This window comes from Streptomyces roseirectus, assembly GCF_014489635.1.
Lineage (GTDB): Bacteria > Actinomycetota > Actinomycetes > Streptomycetales > Streptomycetaceae > Streptomyces > Streptomyces roseirectus.
This window is the reverse complement of sequence record NZ_CP060828.1, coordinates 2,477,774-2,497,958: the sequence shown is the minus strand read 5'-3', so window position 1 is coordinate 2,497,958 and position 20,185 is coordinate 2,477,774. Positions and strand designations below refer to the sequence as shown.

General features: G+C 73.0%; 15 protein-coding genes. 12 read left to right on the top strand and 3 right to left on the bottom strand.

Annotation, left to right across the window (positions count from 1 at the left end):
- Window positions 1–350 precede the first annotated feature (350 nt).
- Both nrdR and IAG44_RS10170 read left to right on the top strand, forming a co-directional pair.
- Complete coding sequence (nrdR, locus tag IAG44_RS10175; protein ID WP_187746814.1) at window positions 351–908, top strand: transcriptional regulator NrdR; 558 nt, start codon at window positions 351–353, stop codon at window positions 906–908.
- Window positions 909–1,054: 146 nt separating this feature from the next.
- Entirely contained in the window at window positions 1,055–3,949 is a 2,895-nt protein-coding gene (locus tag IAG44_RS10170; protein ID WP_187746813.1) for a vitamin B12-dependent ribonucleotide reductase, read from the top strand.
- 100 nt (window positions 3,950–4,049) lie between these two features.
- Here IAG44_RS10170 and IAG44_RS10165 read toward each other — a convergent pair whose 3' ends face one another.
- A complete protein-coding gene (locus IAG44_RS10165) occupies window positions 4,050–4,583 on the bottom strand; it encodes a TerD family protein (protein WP_187746812.1) in 534 nt (177 codons plus the stop codon).
- 135 nt (window positions 4,584–4,718) lie between these two features.
- Between IAG44_RS10165 and IAG44_RS10160 the strand changes: the two genes are divergently transcribed.
- The 5 genes from IAG44_RS10160 to IAG44_RS10140 all read left to right on the top strand — a co-directional run bounded on the left by IAG44_RS10160 (window position 4,719) and on the right by IAG44_RS10140 (window position 8,600).
- Complete coding sequence (locus tag IAG44_RS10160; protein WP_187746811.1) at window positions 4,719–5,324, top strand: YdbC family protein; 606 nt, start codon at window positions 4,719–4,721, stop codon at window positions 5,322–5,324.
- Between the two features lie 106 nt (window positions 5,325–5,430).
- Entirely contained in the window at window positions 5,431–6,090 is a 660-nt protein-coding gene (locus tag IAG44_RS10155) for a histidine phosphatase family protein (RefSeq protein ID WP_187746810.1), read from the top strand.
- Window positions 6,091–6,100: 10 nt separating this feature from the next.
- Window positions 6,101–7,033, top strand: coding sequence for an ADP-ribosylglycohydrolase family protein (locus IAG44_RS10150; protein ID WP_187746809.1), 933 nt, complete (start codon window positions 6,101–6,103; stop codon window positions 7,031–7,033).
- Window positions 7,034–7,239: 206 nt separating this feature from the next.
- Window positions 7,240–7,941 (top strand): ribonuclease HII, encoded by a 702-nt coding sequence (locus tag IAG44_RS10145; RefSeq protein ID WP_187746808.1) that lies wholly within the window; start codon window positions 7,240–7,242, stop codon window positions 7,939–7,941.
- A 68-nt stretch (window positions 7,942–8,009) separates the two neighbouring features.
- A complete protein-coding gene (locus tag IAG44_RS10140; protein ID WP_187746807.1) occupies window positions 8,010–8,600 on the top strand; it encodes a hypothetical protein in 591 nt (196 codons plus the stop codon).
- A 189-nt stretch (window positions 8,601–8,789) separates the two neighbouring features.
- Here IAG44_RS10140 and IAG44_RS10135 read toward each other — a convergent pair whose 3' ends face one another.
- Both IAG44_RS10135 and IAG44_RS10130 read right to left on the bottom strand, forming a co-directional pair.
- Entirely contained in the window at window positions 8,790–9,410 is a 621-nt protein-coding gene (locus IAG44_RS10135; protein WP_187746806.1) for a hypothetical protein, read from the bottom strand.
- A gap of 263 nt (window positions 9,411–9,673) precedes the next feature.
- Entirely contained in the window at window positions 9,674–11,839 is a 2,166-nt protein-coding gene (locus IAG44_RS10130) for a RecQ family ATP-dependent DNA helicase (RefSeq protein ID WP_187746805.1), read from the bottom strand.
- Window positions 11,840–12,093: 254 nt separating this feature from the next.
- Between IAG44_RS10130 and IAG44_RS10125 the strand changes: the two genes are divergently transcribed.
- The 5 genes from IAG44_RS10125 to IAG44_RS10105 all read left to right on the top strand — a co-directional run bounded on the left by IAG44_RS10125 (window position 12,094) and on the right by IAG44_RS10105 (window position 20,143).
- Window positions 12,094–13,632: a DUF4192 domain-containing protein gene (locus IAG44_RS10125; RefSeq protein WP_187746804.1), complete on the top strand. Its 1,539-nt coding sequence runs from the start codon at window positions 12,094–12,096 to the stop codon at window positions 13,630–13,632.
- 527 nt (window positions 13,633–14,159) lie between these two features.
- Window positions 14,160–16,262 (top strand): glycogen debranching N-terminal domain-containing protein, encoded by a 2,103-nt coding sequence (locus tag IAG44_RS10120; protein ID WP_246561617.1) that lies wholly within the window; start codon window positions 14,160–14,162, stop codon window positions 16,260–16,262.
- Window positions 16,263–16,383: 121 nt separating this feature from the next.
- The gene (locus tag IAG44_RS10115) at window positions 16,384–17,142 is read left to right on the top strand and encodes an NUDIX hydrolase (RefSeq protein WP_187746803.1); all 759 of its coding nucleotides are present in this window, start codon (window positions 16,384–16,386) and stop codon (window positions 17,140–17,142) included.
- A 134-nt stretch (window positions 17,143–17,276) separates the two neighbouring features.
- Window positions 17,277–19,112 carry an ABC transporter ATP-binding protein gene (locus IAG44_RS10110; protein WP_187746802.1) on the top strand — a complete coding sequence of 612 codons (1,836 nt, stop codon included), beginning with the start codon at window positions 17,277–17,279 and terminating at the stop codon, window positions 19,110–19,112.
- A 152-nt stretch (window positions 19,113–19,264) separates the two neighbouring features.
- Window positions 19,265–20,143, top strand: a complete 879-nt coding sequence (locus IAG44_RS10105) for a FadR/GntR family transcriptional regulator (RefSeq protein ID WP_187746801.1) — start codon at window positions 19,265–19,267, stop codon at window positions 20,141–20,143.
- Window positions 20,144–20,185: the final 42 nt, after the last annotated feature.

Genomic DNA, 20,185 nt, shown 5'->3' with positions numbered 1-20,185 from the left:
TGATCATGAGTCCAGGTGTATAGCTCACGCCGTGTTCGGTGGCTCCGTGCGCTGTCGTGTCAGTCTGCCAGCCGCCGTCCCGCCCGGCGGGGGCCGCGCCCCGAGTCCCACCTCTCCTCCGTGCGGCGCTCACGCAATCTCCGCATGTCCCGTATCGGTGCGACACGCGGGAACGGCATGTGTTTGTGCGTCAATCCCCACATGTAGTGGTTGGATTGAAGCAGTGGCCCAGAAGTTGTGGTGTCCGGTGTCTTCGCACCCCCGGGGATCGCCTATGCTGGGGGCTGCTTCGTGAGGCCCGAGGGGCCCGTGAAGCTGATCGAGTCTGCTGTGAGGAGGGTTGGGAATCCATGCACTGCCCCTTCTGCAGGCACCCCGACAGCCGTGTGGTCGACAGCCGTACGACCGACGACGGCACGTCGATCCGCAGACGCCGTCAGTGCCCTGACTGCTCCCGTCGTTTCACGACGGTGGAGACCTGCTCACTGATGGTGATCAAGCGCTCCGGAGTCACCGAACCCTTCAGCCGCACCAAGGTCATCAACGGCGTGCGCAAGGCGTGCCAGGGACGGCCTGTCACCGAGGACGCCCTCGCCCAGCTCGGCCAGCGGGTCGAGGAGGCGGTACGGGCCACCGGAAGCGCCGAGCTGACCACCCATGACGTGGGCCTGGCCATACTCGGCCCGCTGCAGGAGCTGGACCTCGTCGCCTACCTGCGATTCGCCTCGGTCTACCGGGCGTTCGACTCGCTGGAGGACTTCGAGGCCGCGATCGCGGAACTCAGGGAAGAGACGGCGCCCCCGCGCGCGGACGACGACGTCCGCGAGGGAGCCGCCCCAGGGAGCCTGGAGGAAGACGGCGGGACCGGGGCCGCGCACGTGCCCCAACCCGCGCGTACCGCCGACTGATCCGAGGGCCGGGACCGGCCGGACGGCGGCGAGGAAGAGACCTGTTGCGGGCGGTAGAGCGTTGTGCCCGCAACTTCAGAAATCACACTGTGTCACGGGAACAACGTGGCATTTCTGGGCGTTTTTGCCTGTACCAGGGAGGCGGCATGACAGAGACGGCGAGCGGTCCGGCACGAGGTTCCCGAGCCAAGGGCGCCAAGGCCACGAAGGGCCTGCGTATCGAGCGCATCCACACCACCCCCGGCGTGCACCCGTACGACGAGGTGGCCTGGGAGCGCCGTGACGTCGTCATGACCAACTGGCGCGACGGCTCGGTCAACTTCGAGCAGCGTGGCGTCGAGTTCCCCGACTTCTGGTCGGTGAACGCGGTCAACATCGTCACCAGCAAGTACTTCCGCGGAGCGGTCGGCACCCCGCAGCGCGAGGTCAGCCTCAAGCAGCTGATCGACCGCATCGTGAAGACCTACACGAAGGCCGGCGAGGACAACAAGTACTTCGCCTCCCCCGCCGACGCCGAGATCTTCGAGCACGAACTGGCGTACGCCCTCCTGCACCAGATCTTCAGCTTCAACAGCCCCGTCTGGTTCAACGTCGGCACCCCGCAGCCCCAGCAGGTCTCCGCCTGCTTCATCCTGGCCGTCGACGACTCCATGGAGTCGATTCTCGACTGGTACAAGGAAGAGGGCATGATCTTCAAGGGCGGCTCCGGCGCCGGCCTGAACCTCTCGCGCATCCGCTCCTCCAAGGAACTCCTCTCCTCCGGCGGCAACGCCTCGGGCCCGGTCTCCTTCATGCGCGGCGCCGACGCCTCGGCCGGCACCATCAAGTCCGGCGGCGCCACCCGCCGCGCGGCCAAGATGGTCGTCCTGGACGTCGACCACCCGGACGTCGAGGACTTCATCGCCACCAAGGTCAAGGAGGAGGAGAAGATCCGAGCCCTGCGCGACGCGGGCTTCGACATGGACCTCGGCGGCGACGACATCACGTCGGTCCAGTACCAGAACGCCAACAACAGCGTGCGCGTGAACGACGAGTTCATGACGGCCGTCGAGAACGGCACCGAGTTCGGCCTGCGCGCGCGCCTGACCGGCGAGGTCATCGAGAAGGTCGACGCCAAGGCGCTGTTCCGCAAGCTCGCCGAGGCCGCGTGGGCGTGCGCCGACCCGGGCATCCAGTACGACGGCGTGATCAACCACTGGCACACCTGCCCCGAGTCCGGCCGGATCACCGCGTCGAACCCGTGCAGCGAGTACATGCACCTGGACAACACGTCCTGCAACCTCGCCTCGCTGAACCTGATGAAGTTCCTCAAGGACGACGGCAAGGGCAACCAGTCCTTCGAGACCGAGCGCTTCCAGCAGGTCGTCGAGCTGGTCATCACCGCGATGGACATCTCCATCTGCTTCGCCGACTTCCCCACCCAGAAGATCGGCGAGAACACCCGCGCCTTCCGCCAGCTCGGCATCGGCTACGCCAACCTCGGCGCCCTCCTGATGGCGACCGGCCACGCGTACGACTCCGACGGCGGCCGCGCCCTCGCCGGTTCCATCACCTCCCTGATGACCGGTACGGCCTACCGCCGCTCCGCCGAGCTCGCCGCCGTCGTCGGCCCCTACGACGGCTACGCGCGCAATGCCGACGCCCACAACCGCGTCATGAAGCAGCACGCGGACGCCAACGGCGCCGCCACCACCATGGACGACCTGGACACCCCCGTCTGGGCCGCCGCCACGGAGGCATGGCAGGACGTCCTGCGGCTCGGCAAGCAGAACGGTTTCCGTAACGCCCAGGCGTCCGTCCTCGCGCCGACCGGCACCATCGGTCTCGCGATGTCCTGCGACACCACCGGCGTCGAGCCCGACCTCGCCCTGGTCAAGTTCAAGAAGCTCGTCGGCGGCGGCTCGATGCAGATCGTCAACGGCACCGTCCCGCAGGCCCTGCGCCGCCTGGGTTACCAGGAGGAGCAGATCGAGGCGATCGTCGCCCACATCTCCGAGCACGGCAACGTGATCGACGCCCCGAGCCTCAAGCCGGAGCACTACGAGGTCTTCGACTGCGCCATGGGCGAGCGCGCCATCTCCCCGATGGGCCACGTCCGGATGATGGCCGCGATCCAGCCCTGGATCTCGGGCGCCATCTCCAAGACGGTCAACATGCCGGAGACGGCGACCGTCGAGGAGGTCGAGGAGATCTACTTCGAGGCGTGGAAGCTCGGCGTCAAGGCGCTCGCGATCTACCGCGACAACTGCAAGGTCGGCCAGCCCCTCTCCGCGAAGACCAAGTCCGACAAGGACGAGAAGGCCGAGGTCACCGAGAAGACCGAGGCGGCGATCCGCGAGGCCGTCGAGAAGGTCATCGAGTACCGCCCGGTCCGCAAGCGCCTCCCCAAGGGCCGCCCCGGCATCACCACGTCCTTCACGGTCGGCGGCGCCGAGGGCTACATGACGGCCAACTCCTACCCCGACGACGGCCTGGGCGAGGTCTTCCTGAAGATGTCCAAGCAGGGCTCCACCCTCGCGGGCATGATGGACGCCTTCTCCATCGCGGTCTCCGTCGGCCTCCAGTACGGCGTGCCCCTGGAGACGTACGTCTCGAAGTTCACCAACATGCGCTTCGAGCCGGCCGGCATGACCGACGACCCGGACGTGCGGATGGCCCAGTCCATCGTCGACTACATCTTCCGCCGCCTGGCGCTGGACTTCCTGCCCTTCGAGACCCGCTCCGCGCTCGGCATCCACTCCGCCGAGGAGCGCCAGCGCCACCTGGAGACGGGCTCGTACGAGCCCGTCGAGGACGAGGTCGACGTCGAGGGTCTGGCCCAGTCCGCCCCGCTCCAGTCGGCCCCGGTGACCGCCCCGCCCGTGGCCGCCCCGGTCGCCGTGCCCGCCCCCAAGCAGGCGCACACCAGTGCGGAACTGGTCGAGATGCAACTCGGCATCCAGGCCGACGCTCCGCTCTGCTTCTCCTGCGGCACCAAGATGCAGCGCGCCGGCTCCTGCTACATCTGCGAGGGCTGCGGCTCGACCAGCGGCTGCAGCTGATCATGAGCAGGGACGCTCACCGGTCTGACCGGTAGGCGTCACAGGTAAGGGGCGTCGGCCATGGCCGACGCCCCTTACCGCGTCGTACGCGCGCGCGAGGTCAGGACGGGCGGGTGGTGCCCATGACGCGGGTGAACTCGGCAGGGTCGTCCTCGAAGCCGTGGACGCCCTCGTGGAACTCCCAGCCGTCCTTGGGGTCGCGGACGAACGCGGCGACGGTGGCCGCCGTGGAGCCGAGGATGCCGCCGAAGTCGCCCTCCGCCAGGACCGTGTAGCCCTCGCGGATGCGGAACCTCGGGTTGACGACGCTGACGAACGTCCGGTGGTCGGGGCGCTGCTGGATGACCAGACCGACCACCACGCGCGCGTAACGGGCGTCCAGGCGGTCGAGTTCGATCGTCATCACCTCGTCCCAGCCGAAGCCCTTGCCGTCCTTGCTGTCGCGGTTGAGGTAGATCGTGCCGTCGGGGGACCGGCTGTCGAAGTGCACGACGTAACCGGGAGCGCCCTGCGGGTCGCTCTGGAGATACGTCGCGGCGACGACGTCCAGATCGGTGGCCGGCTGCCCTGCCGGGCTGGGGTCCCACTTGACCGAGATCTCGACCTTGCGGATCCCCTTGACGATGCCGTTCATCAGGCTTCCCCTTCTGTGGTTCGCGGCCCGAACTGCCCGGTCGTCAGGGCCGGTTGTCCATCCTGCCACGCGCGCGTACGAGAGAGCCCGGCTGAGCGTGACCGGCGCCACGCCCCGGGGCCTTACCATGGCGCGGTGCTGGTCAAGTGGATTCGCTGCACCGTGGTGGACCGCCGAGGTTTCGAACGCGGACAGCGAAAGTGGGCGGGGCTTCTGGGGGAGCCGGGATTCCGCGGACAGGGCGGCGGCTGGAGCCGGAGCCGTCCTGCGGTCGCGCACGTCTTCGCCTTCTGGGAGAGCCGCGCCTTCTACGACTCCTTCATGGCCCGCTCCCACGACCGGCTCGCCGCCGCCCAGGTCGGCACCTTCCGGGACGCCCAGGTCCGGCTGTTCGACTACCGCTTCGACGTCAAGACCGGCTTCGAACCCCGCTTCACCGACGCCGACCTGCTGCGCGTCGCCCTGTCCCGGGTCCACGAGGAGCGCGCCGAGCACTTCACGCTGATGCAGGAGAAGGTCTGGAACCCCGCCATGGCCGGCTCGCCCGGCATGATCCGGGGCCTGTTCGCCGAGGCACCCGGCAACGAGTTCATGGTCCTGTCGATGTGGCGCTCCGAGGCCGAGCACGGCAAGTACCGCACCGAACGCATCGAACGCCTCGCCCTGCGCGCCCAGACCGAGGCCGACATCGCCGCCCTCACCGGCGACATCGTCGAGATGGAGTCCGCCTGGACGGTCTGACGACCGCTTCGCGCACGCGTACGCGTGGCCCCTGTTCCGTGTGACCTACGCCGTATGAGGACCGTACGAGTGCTCGAAACGACGTGACTCGATCTAGGGTTTCGGCATGGCACGACCACGGCGCATCGTCCTTGTCCGGCACGGGGAGTCAACGGGCAATGTTGATGACACCGTCTACGAACGCGAACCCGACCACGCGCTCGCCCTCACCGACCGGGGATGGCGGCAGGCGGAGGAGACCGGGAAGACCATCCGGGAGGTCTTCGGCGACGAACGGGTGAGCGTGTACGTCTCCCCCTACCGGCGCACCCACGAGACCCTGCGCGCCTTCCACCTCGACCCCGACCGCATACGCGTGCGCGAGGAGCCCCGGCTGCGCGAACAGGACTGGGGCAACTGGCAGGACCGCGACGACGTACGCCTCCAGAAGGCGTACCGGGACGCCTACGGGCACTTCTTCTACCGCTTCGCCCAGGGCGAGAGCGGCGCCGACGTGTACGACCGGGTCGGCGGCTTCCTGGAGAGCCTGTTCCGCAGCTTCGAGGACCCCGACCACCCGCCGAACGTCCTGATCGTCACCCACGGCCTCGCCATGCGGCTGTTCTGCATGCGCTGGTTCCACTGGACCGTCGCCGATTTCGAATCCCTGTCCAATCCCGGGAACGCGGAGATGCGGATGCTCGTTCTGGGAGAAGACGGCCGCTACACACTGGACAAGCCCTTTGAACGCTGGCGAGACCCGGAGTCGTACGGCGTCACCGGATAGGGTGACGGCGATGACTTCCGTCCCCTTCGACCCTTACGACCCCTCCACCGCCCCGGCCGACCCGCGTCTGGCCCGCGCCCTGGCCAGCCTGCGCGGCCTGTCCGTGGGAGACGCGCTGGGCTCCCAGTTCTTCGTCCCGGAGAACTACCCGCTGCTCGGCCGCCGCGAGCTGCCGCCCGGCGACTGGCAGTGGACCGACGACACGGAGATGGCCTGCTCCGTCGTCGCCGTCCTCACCGCCCACCACCGCGTCGACCAGGACGCCCTGGCCCGCTCGTTCGCCGAGCACCACGACTTCGACCGCGGCTACGGGCCCGCCGTCAACCGGCTCCTGCGGCTGGTGCGCGAGGGCGGCGACTGGCGCGAACTGGCCGCCGCGCTCTTCGACGGCCAGGGCTCCTGGGGCAACGGCGCCGCCATGCGCATCGCCCCGCTCGGCGCCTGGTACGCCGACGACCCCGAGCAGGCGACCCACCAGGCCGAGATCTCCGCCTACCCCACCCACCAGCACCGCGAGGCCGTCGCCGGCGCCATGGCCGTCGCCGCAGCCACGGCCCTGGCCGCCGCGGACGACGGCCCGCCCGCCCCCGAGGCCCTGCTCGACGGCGTCGTCGCCCTCGTCCCCAGGAGCGCCGTCTCGGCCGGGCTGCGGCGCGCCCGCGACATGCTCGACTACTCCGACCCGGACACCGTCGCCGCCGTCCTCGGCTGCGGCCGCCGCACCACCGCCCACGACACCGTCCCCTTCGCCCTCTGGTCGGCCGCCCGCGCCCTCGGCGACTACGAGTCGGCGTTCTGGACGACGGCCCAGGCGGGCGGCGACGTCGACACGACGTGCGCCATCGTCGGCGGGATCGTCGCGGCGGGGAGCACCGGAGCACCGCCCAGGGAGTGGACGGCGCGTACGGAGGCGCTGCCCAGGTGGCTGCGGATGCCTTCGTGAGGCCGCTTCACAGGTGCGACCGCGGACGGCGCGCGGGAGCCTCCGCACGCCGGGAAACCCGAGGCGGGCGCGGACGGCGGACGGCTGTCGCGACGGCACCCCGGCCGATGCGGCAGCGAACGGACCACCGCCGCCGTCGCGCTGTGAACTCACCGGCGGGACCGGGGTGTCGCGCACCGATCCGCGCGGCGTAGGCTATGGGCGCCATGCCGTACGAACCACCCACTCACACCGTCGAGCGCTCCCTTCGCGCGACGACCGGAGCGAAGGTCATTGCCGGTGTCGACGAGGTGGGCCGGGGCGCGTGGGCCGGTCCCGTCACCGTCTGCGCGGCGGTCACCGGACTGCGCCGAGCCCCCATGGGCCTCACCGACTCCAAGCTGCTGACCGTCCGACGACGTACCGAACTCGCCGAGGAACTTCGCGGCTGGGTGACGTCCTACTCCCTGGGCCACGCCTCGCCCGAGGAGATCGACGAGAAGGGCATGACCGCGGCCCTGCGACTCGCGGCGGTCCGTGCCCTGGAAGCCCTTCCGGTCCGGCCCGACGCGGTCATCCTGGACGGCAAGCACGACTACCTCGGCACGCCCTGGCGGGTCCGTACCGTCATCAAGGGCGACCGGTCGTGCGTGGCGGTCGCGGCCGCCTCGGTCATCGCCAAGGTCCAGCGCGACAAAATGATGGCCGAACTGGGCGTCGACCATGCAGACTTCGGTTTCGCGGACAACGCCGGGTATCCGTCACCCGTGCACAAGGCCGCGCTGGAGGAGCGGGGGCCCACCCCGTACCACCGGCTCTCGTGGGCGTACCTCGATGCGCTGCCCCAGTGGCGGCACCTCAAGAAGGCCCGCAGTTGGGCGGACGGAAGCGCTCCGGAGATCGAGGGCCAGCTCGGCTTCGACTTCTGACGTGACCGTTCGCACTGATGTGCCACCCACTCGCGCGAGTCGCACCAGTGTTTGATAAAAATCAGCTCATGCCTCTCATTCCCGAGGAGCCTCAGATTCACGAGAGTGCCCAGGGTCCCCGCGTCACTCCGGCCGCCGGCCGCAGCGCGCAGACCCCTCGTCCCGTACCCGGCCCCCGTCCCGTGGCCCCGCCGCGCCCCGGTCGTCCGGGCCCCCTGCGGCCCACGCCCCCGGCGCAGCGCACGCCCCGCGACACGGCCCCTGCCGCCCCGGCGGCGGTCCAGATCCAGCTGATCCCGGCTTCGGCGGACGGCGCCCTGGACGCCGCCGAGGAGGCCCTGGACCTGCTGCTGGAGTCGGGCCGTGCCCCCGGTGACGTGCTGGTGGTCACCACCGGCGCCCAGCACCCCTGGACCGCCCACGAACTGTCCTTCGGCGAGGCGTCCTACTGGGCGCAGCACGACGCGCGCGACGACGTCTTCTACACGGACGCCGCCCTCGCGAGCCGTGCCGCCCAGCGCCCCGTCGTCGTGGTCGCCGTCAACGGTGGTCCGGACGACTCCGCTGCCCTGCTCCTGGCCCGCTCCAAGGCCGGCGCCCTGGTGATCGCCTGCGGTGACCCGCAGCGGATCGGCTCGGTGCTCGGCGCCGGGGTCTGACCGACTCCGGCGGGGGGTGTACGCGTGCGCGCGTGAACGGGGGTGTTCCGGCGCACGCGTCCTTCGGCGCGCCCGCAGGCCGGTAGGACGGCCGTCCGGGGCGGGCCGGTTCGGCGGGGCCGCGGTTCGTCCGTACGACGCGCCGCGGCCGTCTGTCGTGCCTGACGTCGTTGCCGTTCCCGGCGTGCTTCAGCGGGCCGCGGCGCGCCTGAGGACGTCCGAGACGGCGCCACCGGTCCGGGGGAGCGGGGGCGGGGCCTCGGAGAGGCCGAACGGCTCCGGCAGGGACTCGGAGTTGGGCCGCCGGCCGCCCCTGCCCTCGCCCAGGACCTGCCAGCCGTCACGCGTGAGCGTGATGTACGCGCCGCAGCGCAGCCCGTGCAGCGTGCACGCGTCCCGCAGACCCCACATCCACGCCCCGTCCTCCTCGGTCCAACGCGCGTCGCCGTCCCGGCAGTAGAGCAGCACCGCCGTACGCACCGGGGTCCGCCGCCGTAGGTCGTGCGGGATGACCCGACGCAACTGCGCGAGCAGCGCGTTGCGGAACATCCAGCCGTCGGCCGGTGCCGGACGGCGCGTGAACGAGGCGCTGGCCCGCAGCCGTTCGTCGGGATCGAGCACGGCCACGATCGCGGTCGACGGTCTCGGCCGGTGGCGCGCGTGCAGCCCGCTGACGACCTCACGCGGATTGCGCAGCAGCGGGATACCCGCCGCGGACCATTCCGCGGGTTCGAGCAAGCGGCTGGCGGAAGCGGCGGACGCGGACGTCGAGAGCGATGCCGCCGAGGACGGCGCGAATCCGAAGGTCACGATCCTCCCTTCGGCTACGGCCCGCGCGGCGGGCGGGGCGAATTCGGGGGGTACGCACCGCAAACAAGGCCCTGCCTGACCTCGGGCGGGGACCGTTGCGGGGAGCGGACCTCAATTCTTGCTGTCGAACTGGGATGCGGCAACGAGCAATTGGGATCACCGACGGTTATGTGCCGTTACATGGCTTATATCACTACCCCGGATTTTCCGCGTGACAGCAGGGTCAGGACGGGCGACGCACCCGTACGTCCCCGCCCCGCACGTCACCCCTGCAAGGCCAGGACCAGCGGCATCACCCCTCGCGCGCCTGCCCGCCGCAACAACCGCGCGGCGACCGCCAGCGTCCAGCCGGTCTCCGTGAAGTCGTCCACCAGGAGGACGGGCCCCTGCGCCCCGTCGAGCGCGGCGGCCAGGGCGGGCGGCACGTACAGCGCCCCGTCGAGCGCCTTGAGCCGCTGCGCGCTGTTGCTGCGGGCGACCCGCGAGGAGCCCTCGGCGTACTCCAGGCCGCCCAGCAGCGGCAGCCGGCCGACCTCCGCGATGTGCGCGCCCAGCGAACCGATCAGCGACGCGCGCGTACGCGAAGGGACGGTCACCACGCCGACCGGGCGCGCGGGCGCGTCCGCCGCGCCGGAGGCCCAGCCGCCGGGCCCCTTCGCCCAGTCGGCCAGCACCCCCACCACGGCCCTCGCCACGTCGTCCGGCACCGGCCCGTCCGGCGTCTGCGGGGCGAGCAGGGGGCGCAGCCGGTTGCCCCAGCCGATGTCCGACAGCCGCCCCAGTGCCCGTCCCGGCGCCGCCTGCTCACCGGCCGGGATGCGCCCCTTGAGGTCCATGCCGACCGAGGCGAGCCCCGTCGGCCACATCTTGCGGGGCTCCACCTCGACGCCCGCCCGGCCGAGGTCCACGCGCGCGGCGTCCAGCGCGGCCGTCGACGCGTCGGCGGTGAACCGCGCGCCCGCACAGTTGTCGCACCGGCCGCACGGCTCGGCCGTCTCGTCGTCCAGCTGCCGTTGCAGGAACTCCATCCGGCAGCCCGTCGTCGCGCCGTACTCCCGCATGGCGCGCTGCTCGGCCTCGCGCTGGCGCGCCACCCACGCGTAGCGGTCCGTGTCGTACGACCACGGCTGCCCGGTGGCGATCCAGCCGCCCTTGACGCGCTTGACCGCCCCGTCCACGTCCAGGACCTTCAGCATGGTCTCCAGGCGCGAGCGGCGCAGCTCCACCAGGGGCTCCAGCGCCGGCAGCGACACCGGGCCCGCCGCGCGCGCGAGGACGTCGAGCGTGCGGCGCACCAGTTCCTCGGCGGGGAAGGCGAGCGAGGCGAAGTACTCCCAGATCGCCTCGTCCTCCCGGCCCGGCAGCAGCAGCACCTCCGCGTGGTCGACGCCACGCCCCGCGCGGCCCACCTGCTGGTAGTAGGCGATCGGGGACGAGGGCGAGCCGAGGTGGACGACGAAACCGAGGTCCGGCTTGTCGAACCCCATCCCGAGGGCGGACGTCGCGATCAGCGCCTTGACCTTGTTGCCGAGCAGGTCCTCCTCGGCCTGCTGGCGCTCCGCGTTCTCCGTGCGGCCCGTGTACGACGCGACCGTGTGCCCGCGCTGCCTGAGGAACGCGGTCACCTCCTCGGCGGCGGCCACCGTCAGCGTGTAGACGATGCCGGAGCCCGGCAGGTCGTCGAGGTGATCGGCGAGCCAGGCCAGCCGGTGCGCGGCGTCCGGCAGCCGTAGCACGTTCAGGCTCAGGCTCTCCCGGTTCAGCGGGCCCCGCAGCACCAGCGCGTCCGACGCGCCGCCCGTGCCGAGCTGTTCGGCGACGTCGGCCGTCACGCGCGCGTTGGCCGTCGCCGTCGTCGCGAGCACCGGGACGCCCGGTGGGAGGTCGCCCAGCATCGTGCGCAGCCGGCGGTAGTCCGGGCGGAAGTCGTGGCCCCAGTCGGAGATGCAGTGCGCCTCGTCGACCACGAGCAGGCCCGTCGCGGCGGCGAGCGAGGGCAGGACGCGGTCGCGGAAGTCCGGGTGGTTGAGTCGTTCGGGGCTGATCAGCAGGACGTCGACGGCACCCTCCGCGATCTCCTCCTGGACCGACTCCCACTCCTCCGTGTTGGCCGAGTTGATCGTCCGTGCCCGGACCCCGGCGCGGGCCGCCGCGTCGACCTGGTTGCGCATCAGCGCGAGCAGCGGCGACACGATCACCGTCGGGCCCGCGCCCCTGGTCCGCAGCAGGGCCGTCGCCACGAAGTACACCGCCGACTTGCCCCACCCGGTCCGCTGCACCACCAGCGCCCGCCGCCCCTCGGCGACCAGCGCCTCGACGGCCCGCCACTGGTCCTCCCTCAGCCGGGCCGTTCCTCTCGGGTCCCCGACGAGCCGGGCGAGGACGGTGTCCGCTTCTGCCCGGAGATCCGCGTTGCTGGTGTGCTGCATGCGTCCATACAACAGGACGGGACTGACAGAGCGGGCGGAGAGAGGGGCGGAGAGGGGGCGGGCGTCTCCGCTCACGTCTTGTCGGCTGGTCTTCGAGGGCGTTTCCCGTGGCCGTGACGGTGTTCTTGCCGGGCGAGTTCGGTGGGGGAGTTCTGTGGGTGAGTTCGGTGGGTTCGGACCGTGAAATGTCGTGTCCCTGCCCGGAGTTATCCACAGGCCGAGCGGGAACTCGCGATTCGCGAGATCGTCACGGCATGACGAATCACAGCGAAACACCCGAACCCTTCGACAACGGCGCATTCGATGGTCCGGCGCCCTACGACACCCACGGCCTCACGCTCAAGACCCCGGCCGAACTCGCGGACGCCGTGCCCTACCTGCTCGGCTACCGCCCCGAGGACAGCATGGTCCTCGTCTCCCTGCGCGAGCGGGACGGCCACAGCCGCTTCGGCGCCCGGGGCGGGCTCGGCATCCCCAAGAACCCCGGCCATTGGAAGGAGGCCGCCCGGACCTTCGCCGAAGGGCTGGTGAAGGGAGCGGAGCGCCGGGGCATGCGGCCCGAGCAGATGGTCGCCTACGTCTGCCAGGAGCCGGGACCCGGCGAGACGGGGCGCGACGTCATGGAGCGCCTGCGGCCCCTCGCCCAGCACCTGCGCGTCGAGTGCGGTCTCCTCGACATCCCCGTCATCGAGGCGCTGTGCGTCTCCGGCGGGCGCTTCTGGTCCTACTGCTGCCGAGGCAACGGCTGCTGCCCGGAGGACGGTGCCCCGATGGCCCTGCCCGGGACCTCCGTCCTCGCCGCGGCCGCGACCTACGCCGGCCTCCAGGTCCGCGGCACCCTGCGCGACTTCCGGGCCCGGATGCTCCCCTGGGAGACCGGTGACGTCCGGGAGCAGGAGGAGGCCCTGGACGAGATGGCGAAGGAGATCGTCCCCCGCATCCTCGACGGCGAGAGCACCCAGGTCGCCGAGGAGACGCTGGCCCTCGCCGACCGGCTCATGCGACGCCTCGCCGCGGCGCCCCCGATCGCCGGCCCGATCCTGTGCGACCGCAGGGACGACGCGCTGATCGGCAAGGACGAGGCGGCCCGCGTGATCCTCGGGCTCCAGGACCGCACGACCCGTGACCGCGCCGCCGAGTGGATGGAGGGCGACGACGCCGTCCCCGCCCTGCGCCTGTGGCGTGCCCTCGCCCGCCGCTGCGTCCGCTCCTACGGCGAGTACGCCGCCGCGCCCCTCGCCCTCGTCGGCTGGGTCGCCTGGTCCACCGGCGACGAGCTCGAAGCGCGGGAGGCGCTTGCCATGGCCCTGGGCGCCGACCCCGACTACCTCTTCGCCGCGCTGCTCCACCAGGCGTGCAACCAGGGGCTCGACCCGGAGTCGATCCGGCGGTGCCTGCGGTCGGAGCGGGAGGAGCGGCGAGGTGAGGGGGCCGAGGCGGCGTCCGTGACTCTCCCGGGCGAGACGGCGGAGGCGTCCCGGACGCTCGCGGCCGAGGCGGGCGAGACGTTCCAGGCCCTGCGGAGCGAGGCCGGGGAGACGCTTCAGGACCTCCAGGCCGAGCCCCGTACGCCGTCGGCTGAGAGGACGCCGCAGCAGGCCCCCCGCCGCCGAACCCGCTCCGGCGAACAGGTGACGGTGGTCCGGCGCTCCTCCCGTACTCGCCCCGCCACGAGGGGTGGGGCCAAGGACGAGACCCGCCCCCGCACCAGGAGCACCCGCGTCGTCCGCCAGCGGCGCTCCCCTGAGGACGGCACCCTGCCCGGCACGGACGAGACGACGGAGGCGGAGTGACCACGCTGTGGCCGCCGGCCCTCTTCGCCGGGCGGCGGCCCCGGCGCACCCTGGACGGTCTCCGGGAGACCGGGGCGCGGCACTGCCCGACCGGGTTCCGGGCAGAGCAGGTCGGGGCACCACTGGACGTAGTCCTTGTTGGCACGGCGCGGCATTCCCCGACCGGGTTCCGGGAAGCGCCCCGGTGGCCCTGGCCGTTCCGCAGTACACGTCGGCCCGCCGGAGGACCTGCGTGCGGGCACCCCCGCCGCGCGGCCCGCGACCCCCAGGGGAGCCGTTCCGGCGGACGCCGGAACGGTGAGACGCCCACCCGCCTCCGCTTCCGGGCCCACCAGGACACCCCCGCTCCACACCGCCATTCGGAGGTGCCTCGCGGCCCAGGGCGTGACCAGGGGGAGCCCCGCCCCGTTCACCTGAGTGGCGGAACCTCCGCGCGGCCCACGGCGCCGTCCCGCCCCCGTCCCGCCGGGGCCCCTCCCCGGCGTCGCACCCTCCCGTGGCGCACAGAGAGCAGAAGAAGTCACCGCATGCACCAACCGACTCCGCCCTTTGCCCACGGCGGACGCCCGCCGTCTGACCGGGACGAGATCCCCCAGCGGCTCCTGGGCCAGACGCCCCGCGGCGCGGCCGGCGGGACGAGGCCGGACCCGAACAGGCCCCCGCTGCCCGACCAGGGGCGCCGCCCGGCACCCCGCCCCGCCGGTCTCCCGCCCGTCCACACCGCGCTGATCTGCGTCTCCCTTCCGGGGCTCGCCGTCTCCTCGCCGGAAGGGCAGCTCATCGGGCGCGGCCTCGAAGGGTTCTACCGGGCGGGCCGGCGCCTGCTGTCCCGCTGCCAGGTGCGCGTGGCCGGACGGGAACCGCTCGTGGCGCAGGCCCGGATGACGGCCGCCGACGAGGTCCGCTTCGTCGGCACCCTGCGCGTCTCGCCCCAGAGCGGCCCGGACCCGGACGTCGTCGTCGAGCGCAGCCGCCGCGCCGACGGCACGGAACGGATCACCCTCCACAGCGCGGTGCCCCGCCCGCTGCGCCTCCCGGTCGAGGTGGCCCTCGGGACGGACCTGGCCGACCTGGGCGCGATCGCCGCCGGGGCGAGCGCGCCCGAACTGCCCGCCGGGGTGTACGACTCGGGGCTGCGCTGGACCGGCCCACCGGGCGCCTCGACCGTCACGGCCGACCCGCCGCCCTCCGACGCGCTGGCCTCCGCCGGCCTGCTGCGCTGGGACCTAGACGTCCCGCCCGGCGGCAGCGCGACAGTAGAGCTGAAGGTCCGCCTCGACGGGAGCGGGCCGATGCGGACCGTGGGCCGGTCCGCGACGAACCCCCTGGCGTCCGCCCACGCGCGCGGCGACGACCCGCGCGTGGGCCCCCTGCTGCGGGCCGGCGTCGAGGACCTTCAGGCGCTCCTGGTCCGCGACCCGGCACACCCCACGGACACCCACCTCGCGGCCGGCGCCCCCTGGCGTTGCGGACTCGCCCCGGCCGACGCACTGGCCGCCGCCCGCATGACACTGCCCCTCGGCACCGCGCTCGCGGCGGGCACCCTGCGCACCCTCGCCCGTACCCAGCGCGCCGACGGCCTCGTCCCCGGCCCCCGCAGGGACGCGGGCGCCCACCTGCCGCCCGCGTGCACCGGGACCGAGGCCACGCTGCTGTTCCCCGCGCTCCTGGCGGAGGCCCGCCGCTGGGGCCTGCTGGAGGCGGAGGTCGCGGAGCTGCTGCCGGCGGCCGAGCGCTGCCTGTCCTGGCTGCGGACCACCGTGGGCACGGGCACCTACCTGTGCGACCCGCAGCCCGGCGGCCCCGTCCGCTGCGAGACCCAGGCACACGCCCACCGCGCGGCCCTGCTCGGCGCCGACCTCCTCGACGCCTGCGGCAGACCGGGCGGCGAGGCGCTGCGGGAGTGGGCGCGCAGGCTGCGGGCGGCGTTCCGCGAGGAGTTCTGGGCCGACGACCTCGGCGGCGGCAGACCTCTCGCCGGGCGATTGCCGGACGGACGCCCCGTGGCCCACCTCGGCGCGAGCGCCGTACACCTCCTGGACACGGGCCTGCTGGGCGGCGGCGAACTCGCCCCCGGGCTGCTCGACCGGGTCCAGACCGAGCACCTGGCGCGCCTGCTCGGCGGTCCGGCGCTCGACTCCGGCTGGGGCCTGCGCGGGCTCGGCACGAAGGAGCCGGGCTACAACCCCTTCGGCCACCGCGGTGGCGCCGTACGGGTCCACGAGAGCGCGCTCGCCGTCGCGGGCCTGGCCGCCGCCGGGTACGAGAAGGAGGCGGGTTCCCTGCTGAAGGGCGTCCTGGGCGCCGCCGAGGCGTTCGGGTACCGGCTGCCCGAGATGTACGCGGGCGAGCAGCGCACCGACGGGAGCGCCCCTGTGCCTCACCCCGCCGCCTGCCGTCCCGCCGCCACCGCGGCCGGCGCCGGGATTCTGCTGCTGACCACGCTGGCGGGCATCCGCCCCGACGCCCCGGCCCGGACGGTCACCCTGCGCCCCGTCCACAGCGCGCCCCTCGGCGAGATCGGCCTCAGCGGACTGCGCGTGGCGGGCGAGCCGTTCGCCGTGCGCGTCAGCAGGCTCGGTCTTGCCATGGTCGAGGAGGCCGGCGACGGGCTCCAGCTGGGGGTGTGAGCGGCCGGGGACGGGGTGCGCGCGAGAGTGGATGACAGCGATGTCCGGCCCAAGCGGGCCGGCCTGTCCCGGGGCCGGCGAAGGGAGTGTTTATCGTCAGGCAGACGACTAAGATCGCCGCATGCCCTACGACCCGTCAGCCTTCCCGCCCTTCGCCGTCACCGTGGACCTGGTCGTGCTGACCGTGCGGCGCCACGCCCTGTGCGCACTGGCGGTCCGCCGGGGCGAACCGCCGTTTCAGGGCAGATGGGCGCTGCCCGGCGGCTTCGTACGGGCCGACGAGGACCTGTCCCAGGCGGCGGCCCGCGAACTCGCCGAGGAGACCGGGCTGCGCGCTCACGACCCCGCCGTCCCCGCCCAGGACAACGGCGCCCACCTGGAACAGCTCGCCACCTACGGCGACCCCAAGCGCGACCCCCGGATGCGCGTCGTCAGCGTCGCCCACCTCGCGCTCGCCCCCGACCTGCCGGCCCCCCGCGCGGGCGGCGACGCCAGCAACGCGCGCTGGGCGCCGGTCGAGGAACTGCTGCACCAGGGCGGCTACGGCCGCGACGGCGACCCGGTCGCCCCGCTCGCCTTCGACCACGCCCAGATCCTCTCCGACGGCGTCGAACGCGCCCGCTCCAAGATCGAGTACTCCTCCCTCGCGACCGCGTTCTGCCCCACCGAGTTCACCGTCGGCGAGCTGCGCCGCGTCTACGAGGCCGTGTGGGGCGTCGCCCTCGACCCGCGCAACTTCCACCGCAAGGTCACGGGCACCCCGGGCTTCCTCGTCCCCACGGGCGGCACCACCACCCGCCAGGGCGGCAGACCGGCCCAGCTCTTCCGCGCGGGCGGCGCGACGCTGCTGAACCCGCCGATGCTGCGGCCCGAGGTGTGAGCGGAAGGGCGCCGGCCTGACACGCCCCTCGCCGACTGCCCGGAGGCGGCCCGCCCCCGCCCGCCCCGCCCAGACACCCCCGCTTGGCCCCGCGCTGCCTCAAAACCCCCAAATGGGACGCTATCTTGCTGCGGGTGATCCAGGCATTCGGACTGACCAGCATCCCCCGCAAGGATCTCCCTCCCACGGTCGACGACGTCTCCTTCGAGGCGCCGGTCGGACAGGTCACCGTGCTGCTCGGCGCCCCCGGCGCGGGCAAGAGCACGGCGTTGAGACTCCTGCTCGAACTCCAACGGGGCCGTGGCGTCACGTACTTCAGAGGCCGCCCCCTGCATCGCATCGCGCACCCCGCGCGCGAGGTCGGCGTCCTGCTCGGCGACGTGCCGGGGCACCCGGGCCGAACGGTCCGCGGTCACCTGCGGATGCTGTGCGCGGCGACGGGCGTACCGGTGCGGCGGGCCGACGAGGTCCTTGAAGCCGTCGGCCTGGTCAGCCTGCGCGAGGAGCGCCTGGGCACCCTCTCCCGGGGCATGGACCGCCGCCTCGGCCTCGCCTGCGCCCTCCTCGCCGACCCGCACACCCTCGTCCTCGACGACCCCGCCGACGGCCTCGGCGCGCGCGAGAGCCGCTGGCTGTACGACATGCTCACGGCGCACGCCCGGCACGGCGGAACCGTTCTGCTGACCATGGCCGACCCCAAGGAGGCCGCCCGCACGGCCGACCGGGTCGTCACCCTGGACCAGGGCCGTGTCGTCGCCGACCAGGACTCGTCCGCCTTCGCGCGCACCCGCCTGCGCCCCCGCGTCGCCGTCCGCACCCCGCACGCCGCCCGCCTCGCCGCCGAACTCTCCAAGGAGGCCCGGACGGCCCGGCGTTCCGTCGAGGTCGTCCAGGAGGACGGCAACCACCTCTCCGTGTACGGCAGCAACTGCGCGGACATCGGGGACGTCGCCTTCCGGCACGGCATCCTCGTCCACCAACTCGCCGACGAGATCGGCGACATGGGACCCGGCGCGCCCACCCGCGCGCCCGCCCGCCCGGAGGGCCGCACGGACACCATGAGCTCCGGCGAGGGACCGGACAACGCCTCCGACGACGCCTCCGACGGCGGTGTCCCGGACCGGCGGGACGAGCCGAAGCCCGCCTCCTCCCTTCGCGCGCCGGGGACTTCCCTCCCGCCCCCCATCGCCGTCCGCCCCGCCCCCACCCCGTTGCGCCCCCTGCGCTACGAACTCCGCCGGGCCGCCGGGATCAGCACGGGGTTCCTCGTCGGCGCCGGAGTGCTGGTCGTCTCCGTGGTCACCGCGCTGCTGCTGGCCCGGCTCGGACACACCCCGCGGGAGCGGCTGTTCGCGGCGTGGCCCGTGCAGTCGCCGCTGCCTCCGGCGGCCCTGGGCGCGGGGCTGCTGGGGGCGCTGGCCTTCGGGGACGAGTTCCGGCATCCCTCGCTGGCCGCGGACCGCGGCACCGTGCCCCGGCGGCTGGGGCTGCTGGCCGCGAAACTCCTCGTCAGCGCCCTCACCGCGATGATGCTGGCCTTCCTCACGGTGGGCTGCGACGCCGAGGCGCTGTACCTGGTCTACGGACGGGAGGTCGCGGAAGTTCCTGCGGACTGGCTCTCGCTCGGCGCGAGTTGGACCGGCCTGGTGGTCGGGTGCGCCTGGGCCGGGGTCCTCGCGGCCGGCGTGTTCCGGTCGACGACGGCCGGGCTCGCGGCCGTGCTCGCCGTACCGGTGGCCGTCGTGCCGCTGCTGCACCGGCTCCTGGAGGGCTCCTCCGTGCGCGTGGCCGCCGGGATGCCCGCGCGGGCGCGCGAGATGTTCCTGCTGCGCTGGCCCTTCGGGGGCGAGCGCTACCTCGACGCCGCCGCGCGCGTGGTGGCCCAACCCGTGGGCGGCGCACTGGCGTTGTCGCTCACCACCCTGTTGTGCGCGTATCTGCTCACGACCCTGCGCGGCCGGACCCGCTGACGGCCGCCGGTGGACGCGGTGCGCACAACTCCCCGTAGAAAGCCCATTTCTTTCCGATAAGGCGTCAATTCCGACGGGGTGAGCGATCACCCTTTCGTGTGCTTTTCACCAAAGCCCTCAAGGGAGTTGGGGACGGCGCCGACAAAGGATCCGTGAGTACCCTTGCGCACACCATGATGACCGCCGCCCGTTCCGCCGACTCCGGTCTGGCCGCCCCGGGCGAACTCGACCGTTACCCCTACGCCGAGACCCCCGCCGACCGCTCTCCCATCTGGGACGGCGTCGAGCCCGAGCTGGGCCGCGTGGGCCGCCGCGCCACGGGCAGCCGAGGACGCGGGCTGCACGGCCAACTCGTCCAGCAGCTCGGCCAGATGATCGTCTCCGGCGACCTCGGCGCCGACCGCCCCCTGGTGCCCGAGGAGATCGGGCAGCGCTTCGAGGTCTCCCGCACCGTCGTCCGCGAGTCGCTGCGCGTCCTGGAGGCCAAGGGCCTGGTCAGCGCCAGGCCGAACGTCGGCACGCGCGTGCGCCCGGTCGCCGACTGGAACCTGCTCGACCCCGACATCATCGAGTGGCGCGCCTTCGGGCCGCAGCGCGACGACCAGCGCCGCGAGCTGACCGAGCTGCGCTGGACCATCGAACCGCTCGCCGCCCGCCTCGCCGCCGGGCACGGCCGGGAGGACGTCCAGCAGCGACTGTCCGACATGGTCGAGATCATGGGCCACGCCATGGCGCAGGGTGACGCGCTGACGTACTCGCGCGCGGACGCCGAGTTCCACACGCTGCTCATCCAGGTCGCCGGCAACCGCATGCTGGAGCACCTGTCCGGGATCGTCTCGGCCGCCCTCCAGGTCTCCGGCGGCCCGGCCACCGGCTGCGACCGGCCGAACGAGGCGTCCCTCGCGCACCACGCGCGCATGGTCGACGCGCTCGGCGCGGGTGACGGCGCGGGCGCGGAGGCGGCCATGCGGCAGCTGCTGACCGTCCACCCCGAGGTGGAGCGCGTGGTCCCGGCGCCGCGCGAGCACTGACCGCGCCTCACGGGCGGTGCGGCCGGGGACGCTCTTCCCCTC